Source organism: Natronospira elongata (genome assembly GCF_034931365.1).
GTDB lineage: Bacteria > Pseudomonadota > Gammaproteobacteria > Natronospirales > Natronospiraceae > Natronospira > Natronospira elongata.
In genome coordinates, this window is the sequence record NZ_JAYGII010000001.1 from 31,160 (window position 1) to 45,437 (window position 14,278).

A 14,278-nucleotide genomic window follows, 5' to 3' on the forward strand; every position below is an offset into this window, starting at 1 on the left:
TCCTCCGGACGATCCAGATGGATTGGGGAGGACAGGACGAAGGAGGGCGCTCGAACGGCTTCAGCCGGGGTCTAGATTTCCCGGCTGTCGCGGATCAACGCGTCAGCGATGCGATCAGAGTCAAGCTCGTAGTCGCCACGTTCAATCGCATCACGCAGCTCGGCGACCCGTGCCTGGTCGACGCCGTCGCTTTCCGCGACGCGCTGCTCGATGGCCTGCATCTGGCGACCGGAGGCCGACAGGCTGACCCGGTCCTCTTCAGGGCGATTGCCGCTCTCGCCGCCGCCTTCACGGGTATTTTCCACCCGCTCATTGCGCCGATCGTTCTGGAGCTGGTTCTGCCCCTGGACCAGATTGTTGATGCGATCGATCATGACTTCCTCGCTCCCCCGGAAAACCCGCTTTCACCCTCCTTATCGGCCGCTTCCCGCCGGACTTGAGGGATTTTTTCGGATTTTCCGTCGCGACCTGTCCTCTATTGTACCGTCCCGGCCGCTTCCCAGGCCAGGGTCGGTCTAACTCTCGGTTCAGAAACGGATTTTTACCGTCCCTTCGCCGCTCACAACACCTTCCAGCTCCTTGCCGGAACTCAGATTGCGGACCCGAATCCTTTGTCCTCGAGCCCCGTTCTGCAGGGCCTCACCGGCCATGCTCACTTCCACGGACTCACCCCGTGCCAGCAGTCGCACCCGCTGGCCGCGCTCTACCAGGCGCTGGATATCCAGGTGATTGGCCTGGATCACGCTGCCGGGCGAAAGATTGCGGCGCAGGCGCATACCAACGACTTCATCCGGGCTAGTGAAGAATTCCCGACGCAGAGAGCCTGTGTTTCTCTCCTGCAGGCTGATGTCCTCCGGCCCAAGGACCTGGCCCCGTTGCAGAACGCCGTTGGCAACCACCACAGGGGCCAGAACCTCGGTCTCGACAGAGACGAAAAGCCGCCATTGCACCGGCCCCGGGCAGCGCACGCCGACCGTGGTGTTGCTTCCGCCCAGTTCTCGGCCACTGGGAAGAAAAGTCTCCAGGCCCTGCTCACAGCGCCGCAGCCGCAATCGTTGATCCACGTTTCCAGCCCGGGCACGAACCTGGCCGTTGTCACCCATTTGCGCCTGGACGAAGCCTTCGGCGGCGTCACGGATGCTGTCCGGGTCTTGCCAGTCACTTGCCGCGGCCGGCAGGGCCCAGAGGGCCAGGAGCAAAGTGCTCAGCAGAAAAAAGTGTCGGTTCATCGTCGCTTTACCACTTGAACAGGCTCGGCGGAATAACGTTGCAATTTATATGCCAGTGAATAGTTCGCCCGAGACCCGCCTTCTTGCCCTCTTGGCGGCAGGCAATGGTCCCCGAGGCGGCAAGAACGGCGGCAATGGCCTGCCGCCCGCTCCCGGGGTTAATGGGTAACTAATTGAAATTGTTGATTAAAAAATAGTTGGCATGCCGATTGCGATAGACGGGCTGTGAGAGAGCGGATTTTGCACCACAGGAGGAATGCCGCCATGCCCATTGGATTCGAGACCGCAGTCGGCAAGCAGCAGGAGGCACTGCGGGTTTACCAGCGCCGCCACCAGATACTGGCTTCCAATCTGGCCAATGCCGACACCCCGCATTTCAAGGCGCGTGATCTGGATTTTCGGGCTGCACTTCAGGAGCAGATGGGACCGGGCAGCCCGGCCATGCAGACCACCAACGCCCGCCACATCCAGTCCAGCGGCATGGGTGCTGGTGGCGAGGTGCAGTACCGGGTGCCCAACCAGCCGTCGCTGGATGGCAACACCGTGGACCCTGACCTGGAAATGAGTAACTGGGCCGAGAACGTGATGCGCTACCAGGCGGCCCTGCAGTTCACCAGCGGTCGCATTTCATCGCTGAAGAACGCCATCACTGGCCAAACGATGAGGTAATCAATCATGTTCAACGTCTTTGATGTCGCCGGCTCCGGCATGAGCGCTCAGTCTCTGCGCCTGAATACCACCGCCAGCAATCTGGCCAATGCGGACAGCGTCACGGGTGATCCCGAGACGGCTTATCGCGCCCGTCATCCTCACTTCCAGGCCTGGATGGATCGTTTCGACAATCCTGACTCGGTTGGTGTGGGCGTTGAGAACATCGTGCGCAGCGGGGCCCCGGTGGAAGCGCGTTATCAGCCGGAACACCCCGAAGCCAATGAAGAAGGCTATGTCTTTGGCAGCAACGTTAACCCTATCGAGGAGATGGTGAACATGCTGTCAGCCTCCCGGGCTTACCAGAACAACATTGAGGTAGTCAGCACTACCCGGGACCTGATGCAGAGAACCCTGCAGATGGGGCAGTGATGCCCCTGACGAGAAGAGGTGATTGGTGATGATTTCTTCCATGAACGGCAATCCATTTGAAGAGCTGGGCCTGCGCACTCGCGAAGACCAGCAAGGCAGCAAGGGCAAGGGGAACGATGAGCTGGGCCAGGAGCAATTCCTGAAGCTGATGATCGCCCAGTTCCAGAATCAGGACCCCTTTGATCCCATGGAAAACGGGGAGTTTCTGGGGCAGTTGGCGCAGTTCAGCACCGTTTCCGGTATTAACGAGCTCAAGAACGGCTTCTCTGATCTTGCTGGAGCCATGCAGTCGAGCCAGGCACTGCAGGCATCCAGTCTGGTGGGAAGCACTGTGCTGGTGGAGGCAGACGGTGGCTTCATGCACGAGGAAATAGGGATGTCGGGTGCAGTGAAGCTTGATGGCAGTGCCAATGATGTTGTGGTGGACATCCTCGACCAGAACGGGGAGCGCATTCGACGAATGCATCTTGGTTCCCATGGCGAAGGCATGGCCCGTTTTCACTGGGACGGACTGGACGACCAGGGCCAACCGGTGCAGGCAGGTCCTTATCGCGTGGATGCCAGTGTGATCCGTGGTGATTCCACCGAATCAGGCCAGGCCCTGATCAATCACATGGTTGACAGTGTGACCCTGGACCGCAGTGGTCGGGGGGTGAGTCTGAATACGGCGGCTGGTGAGTATCGGCTTTCCGACGTTCACGAGTTTCTTTGATGGGAGTGCCGGCCATTGATTGGCCGGCGGGGCAGGACTGAATGCCGAATTTTCGGCGGGTATTGAGGAGAGAGAATCATGCCATTTCGTATTGCATTGAGCGGACTGAATGCCGCATCCAGTCACTTGAACGTGACCTCCAACAACATTGCCAATGTGAATACCACTGGCTTCAAGGGTTCCCGGGCCGAATTCGCCGATCTCTTTGCGGTGAGCACCGGGGATATTTCCGACACGTCCACGGGTAACGGGGTCCGTCTGCAACGGGTCTCCCAGCAATTTACCCAGGGCAATATCGATTTCACCGAGAACAATCTGGATCTGGCCATCAGTGGCGAGGGTTTCTTCACCCTGGAGGGTGCCGATGGGCGGGTATTCACCCGTGCCGGTAATTTCTCGCTGAACAATGACGGTTTTGTTCAGAACAATCTGGGGGAGCGCCTTCAGGTCTATCCCCCCGCCGGTGATGGGAGCTTCAACACAGGGCAACTTCAGGATCTGCGACTGGTGACCGGTGAGAATCCGCCCCAGGCCACTTCCGGGATTCGGGCCGAGCTTAACCTCCCGGCCGATGCCGAACCGCCCGAAGTGACGGATTTCGATCCGGATGATCCCCTGAGCTTCAATAACAGCCGCTCGATCACGGTTTATGACTCCCTTGGCAACCGCCATGACGCCACTACCTATTTCGTCAAGTCAGAGGACACCAATGAGTGGGAAACCTATCTCTACATTGGCGACGAGGAGATCGGTGGCCCGGATACCCTGACCTTCAATGCCGATGGCAGTCTGGCGACGCCGGATCCTGCAACCATCGATTACACGCCCTTTGATCCGGGCAACGGTGCCGAGCCGCTGGAAATTTCCATCGATTATCGGGGTTCCACCCAGTTTGGCGGCAGCTTCGGCGTGACCGAGCTGTCTCAGGATGGTTTCGCGGTGGGCCGCTTGACGGGGTTTGATGTGGACGGTGACGGCGTTGCCTCTGCACGCTTCTCAAACGGCCAGACCGAACAGTTGGGCAAAGTGGCCATGGCCAAGTTCGACAACCCCCAGGGTTTGCAGAAGGTGGGTGATACCCGCTGGGCAGAGAGCTTTGCTGCCGGCGAGGCCCAGTTGGGTGAAGCGGGTGCCTCCGGTTTCGGTGAAATTCAGGCCGGTGCCCTGGAAGGGGCCAATATAGACCTGACCCAAGAGCTGGTGGAGATGATCACGGCCCAGCGTAACTTCCAGGCCAATGCTCAGATGATCTCCACTTCGGACGCAATTACCCAGACCATTATCAATATCCGATAAGGGTTGGATTGAAACGGGAGTGATGACATGGATCGCAGCATCTACATCGGCATGACCGGCGCCAAACAGACCATGCAGGCTCAGGCGGCCAACAGTCATAACCTGGCCAATGCCAATACCGCCGGGTTTCGCGCCGATCTGCATGCTTTTGCACCGGAAGAAGTCAGGGGCCCTGGTTATGCCAGTCGGGTCAATGCGGTGAACCGGGGGCTGGGTGTGGATTTTACCCCCGGCACCATGCAGACCACCGGTCGGGAAATGGATGTAGCGATCCAGGGTGAAGGCTGGATTGCCGTACAGGCGCCGGACGGCAGTGAAGCCTATACCCGCGCCGGCGATCTGCAACTGACCGCCAACGGCAATCTGGTCACCGGTACCGGCCATCCCGTTCTGGGAGACGCCGGCCCGGTGGCGGTCCCGCCGCATGATGAATTGTCCATTGGCAATGACGGCACCATCAGCATCGTGCCCCAGGGCCAGGGCTCCGAAGCCATGGCCCTGGTGGACCGGATCAAGCTGGTCAATCCGCCATTGGAAGAGCTGGAAAAGGGCCCTGATGGCCTGGTGCGACTGGCCGATGGTCAGGAGGCCGAGGCCGATGCGGAGGTGAGCCTGGCCAGTGGCGTACTGGAGGGCAGCAACGTCAATGTCACCACGGCGATGGTGAACATGATTCAGCTGGCCCGTCAGTATGAGACCCAGGTCAAGATGATCCAGAGTGCGGATGACAATGCCCGTGCCGCATCCGAGCTGATCCGCGGTCAGGGTTGATCCAGCCGGAATTGGCACTGAATTTGCAGCGTAACCAATGATCAAGAGGGAAGTGACGGCAATGCGTCAGCTTTCCGAGGAGCGAGAGAGATGAACTCAGCACTATGGGTGGCGAAAACGGGGTTGGATGCGCAGCAGACGCGCATGAACATGGTGTCCAACAACCTGGCCAACGCCAACACCACGGCCTTCAAGCGGGGGCGGGCGGCGTTCGAGGACCTGATGTATCAGAACGTCCGCCAGGTAGGGGGCCAAACCACGCAGGAAACCCTCAATCCCTCCGGGCTGAGCAAGGGCACCGGTGTAAGGGTGGTTTCCACCGAGAAGTTGTTCAACCAGGGCAACATGATCCAGACCGAGAATCCCCTCGACCTGGCCATCGAGGGCGATGGCTTCTTCGAGATTCGGCTGCCTGATGGTTCCCAGGCCTATACCCGGGACGGTTCCTTTCAGCTCAATGCCGAGGGCGAAGTGGTGACTTCCAGTGGTTATTCCCTGGAACCCGGTATTCAGATTCCCCCGGATGCCGAGAGCGTTTCCATCGGTTCGGATGGCACGGTGAGCGCCAAGCTGGCGGGACAGGCCGAGCCGGTTCAGTTGGGTGAAATTCAGCTCACCCGCTTCATCAACCCCGGCGGTCTGCAGGCCAGGGGCGAGAACCTGTTCATGGAGTCCGCCTCCAGTGGTCCGCCCCAGCCGGGCACGCCGGGTTTCGACGGTCTCGGCATGCTTCAGCAGGGCTCACTGGAGAGTTCCAACGTCAATGTGGTGGAAGAGCTGGTGAACATGATCGAGACCCAGCGGGCCTATGAGATCAATTCCAAGGCCATCTCCTCCGCCGACCAGATGCTGCAGTTCACCAACCAGCAGCTTTAATCGCTCACATTGATGGGAGTAGATGAATCATGACTGGAGTGTCTCGACAACATCGTCAGGTATCGTTGGGGCGGCAAGGGCTTGCCGCTCTCATGCTGCTGATCATTGCCGCTTTTCTCGCAGGCTGTGCCGGTCAGGCGCCTCGGGACGACGAGCGCAGCTACGAGCCGGTCATGCCCGAGGAGCCCGCCGAGTCCGAGCGGGTCAGCGGCTCCATCTTCCAGGCGGCCTATGCCAGTTCCCTGGTGGAGGATCGCCGGGCCCGGCGGGTGGGTGACATTCTCACCATCCGCCTGGTGGAACGGACCGATGCCAGCAAGAGCATGAATACCAATACCAGCCGGGATAGCAGCACCAGTATGCAGCCGCCCACGCTGTTTGGCCGCGGGGTGACCCACCGTGGGCGGCCCATCCTGGAAACGGAAATGGGTAGCAGCCGTTCTTTCGAAGGCGGCGGTGAGAGCAGCCAGAGCAATCGCCTCGAGGGCGAGATCACGGTGACCGTCGCCCGCCGCCTGCCCAACGGCAACCTGATGGTGCAGGGGGAGAAATGGCTGACCCTCAACCAGGGCGAGGAAATGGTGCGTATTGCCGGCATCATCCGCCCCCAGGATATTGCCTCGGATAACTCCGTGCCTTCCAATCGGGTCGCCGATGCCCGTATTACCTACAGCGGCACCGGCAGCCTGGCCAATGCCAATCAGCCTGGCTGGCTGACCCGCTTTTTCCAGTCACCCTTGAGCCCCTTGTGAGGGAGGATCGGTCATGAAAGCACAAGCTGCCACTGCCTGGTTCGCGGGTTTCTTGCTGAGCTTGAGTCTGCTGCCCGCCACGGCGCAACAGATGCTTGGCGAGGTGATGGCCGATCAGCAGGGTGACCGGGTCAAGGACCTGGCTACTGTCGGCGGTGTGCGGGCCAACCAGCTCACCGGCTACGGCCTGGTAGTGGGCCTGGATGGGACCGGTGACCAGACCTCCCAGACGCCTTTCACGGTGCAGAGCGTGAAGAACATGCTCTCCACCTACGGCATCGAGGTGCCGGCCAACGTCAACCCGCAGCTTCGCAATGTGGCCGCCGTCTCCCTCACCGCCGAGCTGCCACCCTTTGCCAAGCCCGGCCAGGAAATCGATGTCACGGTGTCTTCTCTTGGCAATGCCACCAGTCTTCGCGGTGGCACCCTGGTAATGGCGCCCTTGTTGGGTGCCGACGGACAGGTCTACGGCATGGCCCAGGGCAATGTGGTGGTGTCGGGTTTTGGTATTGATGGCCAGGACGGTTCACGGGTGACGGTGAATGTGCCCAGTGCCGGTCGCGTACCCAACGGTGCCACGGTGGAGAGGGAAGTGCCCAATAACTTTCAGGAGCAGGAGTTCATCACCCTGCACCTGAATGATTCGGATTTCACCACCGCCCACCGTCTCACCGAAACCATCAACGACAACTTTGGTGCCAATACCGCCCTGCCTCTGGATGCCACTTCCGTCCGGGTTGAGGCCCCCAATGATCCCACTCAGCGTATTGCCTTCGTTTCGGTGCTGGAAAACCTCCGGGTGGAACCCGGCGAAGGGCCGGCCAGGGTAATCGTCAATTCCCGTACCGGCACCGTGGTCATCGGTTCCAATGTCCGCGTCGGCCCCGCCGCGGTGAGCCACGGGGCGCTGACCGTGCGCATTCGTGAGCGGCCTTTCGTGGTGCAGCCCTCGCCCTTTGCGCCGGGGGAAACCATCGTCGTGCCACGTACCGAGATTGAGGTCGAGGAGCCGGAAGATGCCAGCATGTTCCTGTTCGACCCGGGCGTGGGGCTGGACCAGATCGTCGAGGCGGTCAACGAGGTCGGCGCCGCCCCCGGTGATCTGGTGGCCATCCTCGAGGCCCTGGACCGCGCGGGTGCCTTGCGCGCCCAGTTGGTGGTGATCTGAGGAGGCCCGGCCATGATTTCCGGTGACAAGCCCGTCTTTACCGACCTCCAGGGTCTTGAACGCCTGCGCGGCAAGGCTCGTCGGGATGATCCGGAAGCCCTGCGGGAAGTTGCGCGGCATTTCGAGTCTCTGTTCACCCACATGATGCTGCAGAGCATGCGGGCGGCCAGCTTCGGTGACGATCTCACCGGCGGCAATGAAATGAACTTCTACCGGGATATGTTCGATCAGCAGATCGCGGTGGAGATGTCTCAAGGCCAGGGCATCGGTCTGGCCGACATGATTGTTCGTGAACTGGGTGGTGAGCCTGCTTCAGCGTCGCCCGGCAAGGGCGCCCGGGACACCATTGAAGCCATGCGCCAGCGAGCCATTCCCGTACGCACCGAAGAGAACGATTCAGCCGGAGCGGCAACCGACAGCGCTGAAGACTTCCGGCCCGATGGCCCCCGGGATTTCCTGGAACGGCTGATGCCGGCGGCTCGCCCTGCGGCGCGGCGTCTGGGCGTAGAACCGCAACTGGTTCTGGCACAGGCCGCCCTGGAGACCGGGTGGGGGCAGCACATGATCCGGGACGGCCAGGGCCGCAACAGCTTTAATCTGTTCGGCATCAAGGCCAGTCAGGACTGGCAAGGGCCCGAGGTGACGGTTCCCACCCTGGAGTTCGAGGCGGGGGTGCCTGTTCGTCGCCATGACCAGTTTCGCGCCTACCGCTCGCCCGAGGAGTCCCTGGAGGACTACGTTCGCCTGCTGGAGCAATCGCCCCGGTATCGCAATGCGCTCGACCAGGGCGATGATGCCGCCGCCTTTGGTCGGGCCCTGCAGGCGGGCGGTTATGCCACTGACCCCGAATATGCCGAGAAGATCGAGCGGGTGGCTCGTAGCCGTCCCATGCAGGAAGTGCTGAATGACGCCGCCTCAGGCAATGGCAGTGGGGCGGAATGGGCGTCGGGACTAAAGAACTTGGCCGACCGGCCGTTTGAATAAACAGGATCGCGCGATCCGCGCCGAGGTGGTCGCTAATGAGTTTGCTCAGTAACAGTGTATCCGGCCTGCTGGCCGCACAGCGCCAGTTGTCCACGACTGGCCACAACATTAGCAATGTGAACACCGAGGGCTACAGTCGCCAGCGGGTGGATCAGAGCACCCGCCAGGCACAGGGATTCGGTGACGGTTTCGTGGGCCAGGGTACCCAGGTCTCGGGCATCAATCGGGTTTTTGATCAGTTTCTGAGCGATCAGCTCCAAAATGCCACCTCGGCCTTCGAGGAGCTGGATACCTTCACCAATCTCGCCCAGCGAGTGGACAATCTGCTGGCGGATTCAGACGCTGGCCTCACCCCGAGTCTGCAGGCGTTCTTCAATGCGGTGCAGGAGGTGGCCGATGACCCGGCTTCCATCTCCGCCCGTCAGGTCCTGTTGAGCGAAGCCGAGGCGCTGGTGAACCGCTTTGACACCATCGACCAGCGAATGCAGGACCTGGAAAGTGAAATCAACACCCAGGTTCGGAACTCGGTTCAGGAGATCAATGGTATTACCGAAGCGATCGCAGACCTGAACTTTGAGATCGTCAATGCCAAGGGGCAGGGGCGTGGGCAGCCCAATGATCTGCTGGACAAACGTGATCAGAAACTGCAGGAGCTGAGCGAATTCGTCAGTTTCGAGAAAATCCAGGAAGACAGCGGCGCGGTGAATGTCTTCGTGGGCAATGGCACGCCCCTCGTGATTGGCAATTCGGCCAGTGAACTGGAAGCCCGGCGCAGCGATTTTGACCCCTCACGTCGGGAAGTGGCCGTTGCCAGTCAGCCCGAGCCGGGCAACATCAGCAGCACCCTGTCCGGCGGCTCGCTGGGGGGGGTGCTGGATTTTCGCGGCGAAGTACTGGATCCGACCCAGAATCAGTTGGGCAAGATTGCCTATGGATTGACCCAGTCTTTCAACGAAATCCATGCAGAAGGGATTGATCTGAATGGTGAACTGGGCGAGGCATTTTTCTCCGTCCCCGACCCCACCGTGCTTACTCGCCGTGGCAATGAGGGGGATGCGGAACTGGAGGCAGTGGTCACCGACGCCCAGGATCTGACCGGGGGCGATTACCGCCTGCGATTCGTGAATGGGGACTGGCAGATCAATCGGGCCGATACCGGCGAGTTGGTGAATTTTACCGGGGACGGCAGTGCCGCCGACCCCTTCGTCTTTGACGGCATGGAAGTGGTGGTGGATGGCACCGTGGAAGAGGGCGACGCCTTCCAGATTCAACCCACCCGCAGTGCCGGTGGAGGCCTGGCCCGGGAGATCAATGATCCCCGGGCCGTTGCCGCGGCGGCCCCCATCGTTGCCGGCCCCGGCGATGACAACCTGGGCACTGGCAGCATCAGTCTCGGCGAAGTGGTGGATATCGATGATCCCGATCTGCTGGACACCGTGGAGATCGAATTCATCGATGAGGACACCTTTGAGATCGATGGTACGGCCGTCACCTTCGAGCCTGGGGAGCCCATTGAATTCAATGGCTGGCGGGTGACCATCGAGGGCCAGCCCGAGGCCGGCGATACCTTCACCGTGGAAGCCAATAGCGGTGCCACGGGGGATAACCGTAACGCCAACCGTCTCGCGGCCCTGGTGGATGAAGGGGTTCTCGACGGCGGCCAGACCTCCCTGCAGGACGCGGTGGGCGAACTGGTCGCCGATGTGGCGACCAAGACCTCCCAGTCCCAGTCCAACCGGGATGCCCAGCAAACCCTCAGGGATCAGGCCCGGGAGTCGCTGGAATCGGTTTCCGGGGTGAATCTCGATGAAGAGGCGGCGAATCTCATGCGTTTCCAGCAGGCATATCAGGCTTCGGCGCAATCCATCCGGGTGGCTGATACGGTGTTTCAGTCCCTGCTTAGCGCGGTAGGGAGGTAAACACTGATGAGAGTGTCAACGAGCTGGTTTAATCTGAATGCGACTCTGCAAATGCAGAATCAGCAGTCGCAACTGGCTAAAACCCAGGAGCAGGTGGCCAGCGGCAAACGTATTGTCCGACCCTCCGATGACCCCATCGGCTCGGTCCAGGCCCTGGAGCTGGGGCGTGCCCTGCAGAAGAACGAGCAGTTTGACCGCAATGCGACCATCGCCCAGAACCGCCTCCAGACTCAGGAGAGCACCCTGACGGAGGTAGGGGACATTCTTCAGCGGGCCCGTGAGCTCACCGTGCAGGGGGCCAATGGCAGCCAGGGCAACGACAGCCGCCAGTTCATCGCCAATGAGCTGCGGGAGCTGCGCCAGTCCCTGATTGATTTGGCCAATACCAAGGATTCCAGCGACAATTTCATTTTCGCCGGCTATCGCGGCGGCACCCAGCCTTTTTCCCCGACCCCGGATGGCGTGACTTATAACGGCGATGAGGGCCAGCGCACGCTGCAGATTGGGCCCAATCGTTTTGTCACCGATGGCAACCCGGGCTCGGAAGTCTTCATGCGTATTCGCGAGGGCAATGGGACTTTCAAGGTCGAGGCGGGTGAAGATAATCAGGGCACCGGTGTCATCAAGAACAGCAGTATCCGCGACCTCCAGGACTGGACGGGGGACAGTTACGAAATCGAGATCCTCGCCGATGGCGAGTACGAGGTCCGTGATTCGGTCGGTGACGTGGTGGAGACGGGCGTGTTCGCCTCCGGCGAGACCATTGGCTTTTCCGGTATCGAGTTCATCATCGATGGCAATCCGGAAGAGGGCGATCTCTTTGAAGTCACCCCCAGCCGGAATAGCAGTATTTTCAATACCTTTGATCGCCTGATCGATGCCTTTGAAACGCCGGTTAGTAACTCCCGCGACCGGACGCGGCAGCTCAACGAGATCAACCGCTCCCTGGATGATACCGATCAGGCCATTTCGCGGATGCTGGAGGTTCGTTCGGAAACCGGCGCCCGCCTGAAGGCCGTGGAAGACCAGATGTCGGTCAATGACGGGGCTCGCCTGGACCTGGAAACCACCAAATCCGGCATAGAAGATCTCGACTATGCCGAAGCCATCACCCGCCTCAACCAGCAGCAGGTGGGGCTCCAGGCTGCCCAGCAGGCCTATGTACGGGTCCAGGGCCTGAGCCTGTTCAACTTCATGTGATCCAAGGAGCAGAACCCGGGCCTCAGGAATGGCACCGTGGGAGCGGATTCATCCGCGATTTCAATCCCAAACCTGTCACACCGCTGTATCGCGCCCCCCAGGGCCCAGAAAACCGCCCCCGCAGCCGCCCATCCCGCTCCCTGCACCGTTCGTCGCCCGTTATGGAAAATTCCCCCCGGGCCCTAAAGTCTCCTCCCCTCCCGCCGTTAAGCCCACTGACAGCGCCGCAATTGTCCCATCGACCCAGAGGACCCGGCGTTGGGCATGAAGCCCGAGGTCTCACTCGGACAACTTCAGAAACGGCAAATTAGGAGTATGACTTATGAGCATGGGTTCGGTTATTAACACCAACATCATGTCGCTCAACGCCCAGCGGAACCTGTCTTCCTCCCAGGGCGCTCTGGCGACTTCCCTTGAGCGGCTCTCGTCCGGTCTGCGCATCAACAGCGCCAAGGACGATGCGGCCGGCCTGGCCATTTCCGAGCGTTTCACCGCTCAGATCAACGGTCAGAACCAGGCCATCCGGAATTCCAACGATGGCATTTCCTTCGCCCAGACCGCCGAGGGTGCGCTGGAAGAGGTCTCCAACCTCATGCAGCGTGTCCGCGAACTGGCTGTGCAGTCCGCCAATGACACCAACTCCGCCTCCGATCGGGAAGCCCTGAACCAGGAGGTTGAACAGGCTGTGGCCGAGATTCAGCGGATTGCCGAATCCACCCAGTTCAATGATCAGAACGTCCTGGACGGCACCCTCTCCGACCTGGTCTTCCAGGTGGGCGCCAACCGCGGTCAGACCATTTCCGTGGATGGTGTGGATTCCCGCACCGATCAGCTTGGTCTGCAGGTCTTCGGTGATCAGGAGGGCGTCAACACCAGCGACCTGGCCGATGTGGCTGGTGGTGATCGCACCATCACGATTGGTGACGATTCCATCGATCTTTCCGGGGCCGGTGACGACCTCTCTGCCATCGTTGACGCCATTAATGCCGAGGGCCTGTCCGGTGTTTCGGCTGAACAGGCTGAGTTCACCGAGACGGCCGAGATGACGGTGGGCTCGATTGAAGCCGCTTCGGATGGCGCTGGCGGATTAGAGGAAGTTTCCTTCGAATTCGATATTGGTAGCGCAACGATTTCGGTGGAAGCCGGCACTACCGGTGATTTCGGTGGAACGGCCTTGGCTATCGCGGTCGAAGAGGCCGTCAATGATGCCGACATTGGTGTGACCGTCGAGCGCGACGGGGACAGCCTGGTCTTCCGCAATGAAGACGGCGAGAATATCGAATTCTCCAACATGAGCATCACCAATGCGGCCGCCGGCGTCAATACCGATGACCTGAGCGTGGTCTTCGGCGATGTCATGGGCGTGGGCGATGCCATCTCCAGCGTCACCACCGTTGCCACCACCGGCACCCTGGCTGTTAGCTCCCAGATTTCGGCGACCACTGGCAGCCAAGACCTGGTGTTCGAGCTGGAAGTGGCCGGGTTCAGCAACGTGGAAGTCACTGTCTTGGCCGGTGATATTACGGCGGGCGGCTCGGTGGATCAGGATGCGCTCGGTAGTGCCATCGCCGCGAGTCTGGATGGTCTGGCTGACATTACCGCCGCTTACAGCGCCACAAGTAACGAGATTTCGGTGACCCGCGCTGATGGTGATGACTTCACGATCGAGGGAGTCACCAATGCTACCAACATCGCCAGTCTTGATCTCAATGATCTGTTTGGTCAGCCGGGGCCCATCGAGTTTGATAACGGTACTGTGGGTCAAGCATCCGGCGTAGAGGCCATCACCTCTGCCACCTTCCAGGCTGGCTTCGAGATTGAAGTTCGGGATCTGGATGCTGAAATCTCTGGTGATGCCGAGTTCCTGCAAGCCATTGGTCTTCAGGACTCTGACGGCGACAATATCAGCCAGAGCCTGGATGTGGCCAACCTCAGCGTGCTGAGCCGGGCTGAAGCCTCGGATGCCATTCGCACCGCGGATGCGGCTCTGCAGCAGGTTTCTGGCTTGCGCTCCGAGCTGGGTGCGGTCCAGAACCGCTTCGAGGCGACCATTGCCAACCTGAGCATCGGCTCAGAAAACCTGACCGCCGCCCGTTCGCGGATTCAGGACACGGACTTCGCCGCTGAAACGGCCGAACTGACCCGTGCCCAGATTCTGCAGCAGGCCGGTACCTCCATCCTGTCGCAGGCCAATGCCGTCCCGCAGACGGTCCTGGGTCTGCTGCAGTAATGGCGGCATAGAGGTACAGTCCAATGACCTTCAATGGTCATCAGGAGGAGCGGGCAGGGTC

14 protein-coding genes are annotated in these 14,278 nt (G+C 60.6%); 12 read left to right on the forward strand and 2 right to left on the reverse strand.

Annotated features, from left to right (window positions below; translation table 11 throughout):
* Nucleotides 1-71: 71 nt before the first annotated feature.
* Nucleotides 72-374 carry a flagellar biosynthesis anti-sigma factor FlgM gene (flgM, locus tag VCB98_RS00180; RefSeq protein WP_346049230.1) on the reverse strand — a complete coding sequence of 101 codons (303 nt, stop codon included), beginning with the start codon at nucleotides 372-374 and terminating at the stop codon, nucleotides 72-74.
* Between the two features lie 153 nt (nucleotides 375-527).
* A complete protein-coding gene (gene flgA / locus VCB98_RS00185; RefSeq protein WP_346049232.1) occupies nucleotides 528-1,229 on the reverse strand; it encodes a flagellar basal body P-ring formation chaperone FlgA in 702 nt (233 codons plus the stop codon).
* A 264-nt stretch (nucleotides 1,230-1,493) separates the two neighbouring features.
* Here flgA and flgB point away from each other — a divergent pair, with 264 nt between their 5' ends.
* The 12 genes from flgB (at nucleotide 1,494) to VCB98_RS00245 (ending at nucleotide 14,217) form a co-directional block, all read left to right on the forward strand.
* Nucleotides 1,494-1,898: a flagellar basal body rod protein FlgB gene (gene flgB, locus VCB98_RS00190; RefSeq protein WP_346049234.1), complete on the forward strand. Its 405-nt coding sequence runs from the start codon at nucleotides 1,494-1,496 to the stop codon at nucleotides 1,896-1,898.
* Between the two features lie 6 nt (nucleotides 1,899-1,904).
* On the forward strand, nucleotides 1,905-2,309 hold the full coding sequence (gene flgC, locus VCB98_RS00195) for a flagellar basal body rod protein FlgC (protein WP_346049236.1): 405 nt from the start codon (nucleotides 1,905-1,907) through the stop codon (nucleotides 2,307-2,309).
* A gap of 40 nt (nucleotides 2,310-2,349) precedes the next feature.
* On the forward strand, nucleotides 2,350-3,021 hold the full coding sequence (locus tag VCB98_RS00200) for a flagellar hook assembly protein FlgD (RefSeq protein WP_346049238.1): 672 nt from the start codon (nucleotides 2,350-2,352) through the stop codon (nucleotides 3,019-3,021).
* A 78-nt stretch (nucleotides 3,022-3,099) separates the two neighbouring features.
* Complete coding sequence (gene flgE, locus VCB98_RS00205; protein ID WP_346049240.1) at nucleotides 3,100-4,317, forward strand: flagellar hook protein FlgE; 1,218 nt, start codon at nucleotides 3,100-3,102, stop codon at nucleotides 4,315-4,317.
* A 27-nt stretch (nucleotides 4,318-4,344) separates the two neighbouring features.
* Nucleotides 4,345-5,088: a flagellar basal-body rod protein FlgF gene (flgF, locus tag VCB98_RS00210; RefSeq protein ID WP_346049242.1), complete on the forward strand. Its 744-nt coding sequence runs from the start codon at nucleotides 4,345-4,347 to the stop codon at nucleotides 5,086-5,088.
* Nucleotides 5,089-5,178: 90 nt separating this feature from the next.
* Nucleotides 5,179-5,964, forward strand: a complete 786-nt coding sequence (flgG, locus tag VCB98_RS00215) for a flagellar basal-body rod protein FlgG (protein WP_346049244.1) — start codon at nucleotides 5,179-5,181, stop codon at nucleotides 5,962-5,964.
* 29 nt (nucleotides 5,965-5,993) lie between these two features.
* Nucleotides 5,994-6,716, forward strand: a complete 723-nt coding sequence (gene flgH, locus VCB98_RS00220) for a flagellar basal body L-ring protein FlgH (protein WP_346049245.1) — start codon at nucleotides 5,994-5,996, stop codon at nucleotides 6,714-6,716.
* 91 nt (nucleotides 6,717-6,807) lie between these two features.
* Nucleotides 6,808-7,884 (forward strand): flagellar basal body P-ring protein FlgI, encoded by a 1,077-nt coding sequence (locus tag VCB98_RS00225; protein ID WP_346049571.1) that lies wholly within the window; start codon nucleotides 6,808-6,810, stop codon nucleotides 7,882-7,884.
* Nucleotides 7,885-7,896: 12 nt separating this feature from the next.
* Nucleotides 7,897-8,868: a flagellar assembly peptidoglycan hydrolase FlgJ gene (flgJ, locus tag VCB98_RS00230; RefSeq protein ID WP_346049247.1), complete on the forward strand. Its 972-nt coding sequence runs from the start codon at nucleotides 7,897-7,899 to the stop codon at nucleotides 8,866-8,868.
* 35 nt (nucleotides 8,869-8,903) lie between these two features.
* The gene (flgK, locus tag VCB98_RS00235; protein WP_346049249.1) at nucleotides 8,904-10,787 is read left to right on the forward strand and encodes a flagellar hook-associated protein FlgK; all 1,884 of its coding nucleotides are present in this window, start codon (nucleotides 8,904-8,906) and stop codon (nucleotides 10,785-10,787) included.
* 6 nt (nucleotides 10,788-10,793) lie between these two features.
* On the forward strand, nucleotides 10,794-11,987 hold the full coding sequence (flgL, locus tag VCB98_RS00240) for a flagellar hook-associated protein FlgL (RefSeq protein ID WP_346049251.1): 1,194 nt from the start codon (nucleotides 10,794-10,796) through the stop codon (nucleotides 11,985-11,987).
* Between the two features lie 328 nt (nucleotides 11,988-12,315).
* A complete protein-coding gene (locus VCB98_RS00245) occupies nucleotides 12,316-14,217 on the forward strand; it encodes a flagellin N-terminal helical domain-containing protein (RefSeq protein ID WP_445353986.1) in 1,902 nt (633 codons plus the stop codon).
* Nucleotides 14,218-14,278 lie beyond the last annotated feature (61 nt).

Excerpts from the sequence above, each read along its gene's own strand:
- flgG (WP_346049244.1), top strand. The coding sequence starts at position 5,179 with ATGAACTCAGCACTATGGGTGGCGAAAACGGGGTTGGATGCGCAGCAG.
- flgC (WP_346049236.1), top strand. The coding sequence starts at position 1,905 with ATGTTCAACGTCTTTGATGTCGCCGGCTCCGGCATGAGCGCTCAGTCT.
- VCB98_RS00245 (WP_445353986.1), top strand. The coding sequence starts at position 12,316 with ATGGGTTCGGTTATTAACACCAACATCATGTCGCTCAACGCCCAGCGG.
- flgK (WP_346049249.1), top strand. The coding sequence starts at position 8,904 with ATGAGTTTGCTCAGTAACAGTGTATCCGGCCTGCTGGCCGCACAGCGC.
- flgE (WP_346049240.1), top strand. The coding sequence starts at position 3,100 with ATGCCATTTCGTATTGCATTGAGCGGACTGAATGCCGCATCCAGTCAC.
- flgH (WP_346049245.1), top strand. The coding sequence starts at position 5,994 with ATGACTGGAGTGTCTCGACAACATCGTCAGGTATCGTTGGGGCGGCAA.
- flgA (WP_346049232.1), bottom strand. The coding sequence starts at position 1,229 with ATGAACCGACACTTTTTTCTGCTGAGCACTTTGCTCCTGGCCCTCTGG.
- VCB98_RS00200 (WP_346049238.1), top strand. The coding sequence starts at position 2,350 with ATGAACGGCAATCCATTTGAAGAGCTGGGCCTGCGCACTCGCGAAGAC.
- flgJ (WP_346049247.1), top strand. The coding sequence starts at position 7,897 with ATGATTTCCGGTGACAAGCCCGTCTTTACCGACCTCCAGGGTCTTGAA.
- flgF (WP_346049242.1), top strand. The coding sequence starts at position 4,345 with ATGGATCGCAGCATCTACATCGGCATGACCGGCGCCAAACAGACCATG.
- flgL (WP_346049251.1), top strand. The coding sequence starts at position 10,794 with ATGAGAGTGTCAACGAGCTGGTTTAATCTGAATGCGACTCTGCAAATG.
- flgB (WP_346049234.1), top strand. The coding sequence starts at position 1,494 with ATGCCCATTGGATTCGAGACCGCAGTCGGCAAGCAGCAGGAGGCACTG.
- flgM (WP_346049230.1), bottom strand. The coding sequence starts at position 374 with ATGATCGATCGCATCAACAATCTGGTCCAGGGGCAGAACCAGCTCCAG.
- VCB98_RS00225 (WP_346049571.1), top strand. The coding sequence starts at position 6,808 with ATGCTTGGCGAGGTGATGGCCGATCAGCAGGGTGACCGGGTCAAGGAC.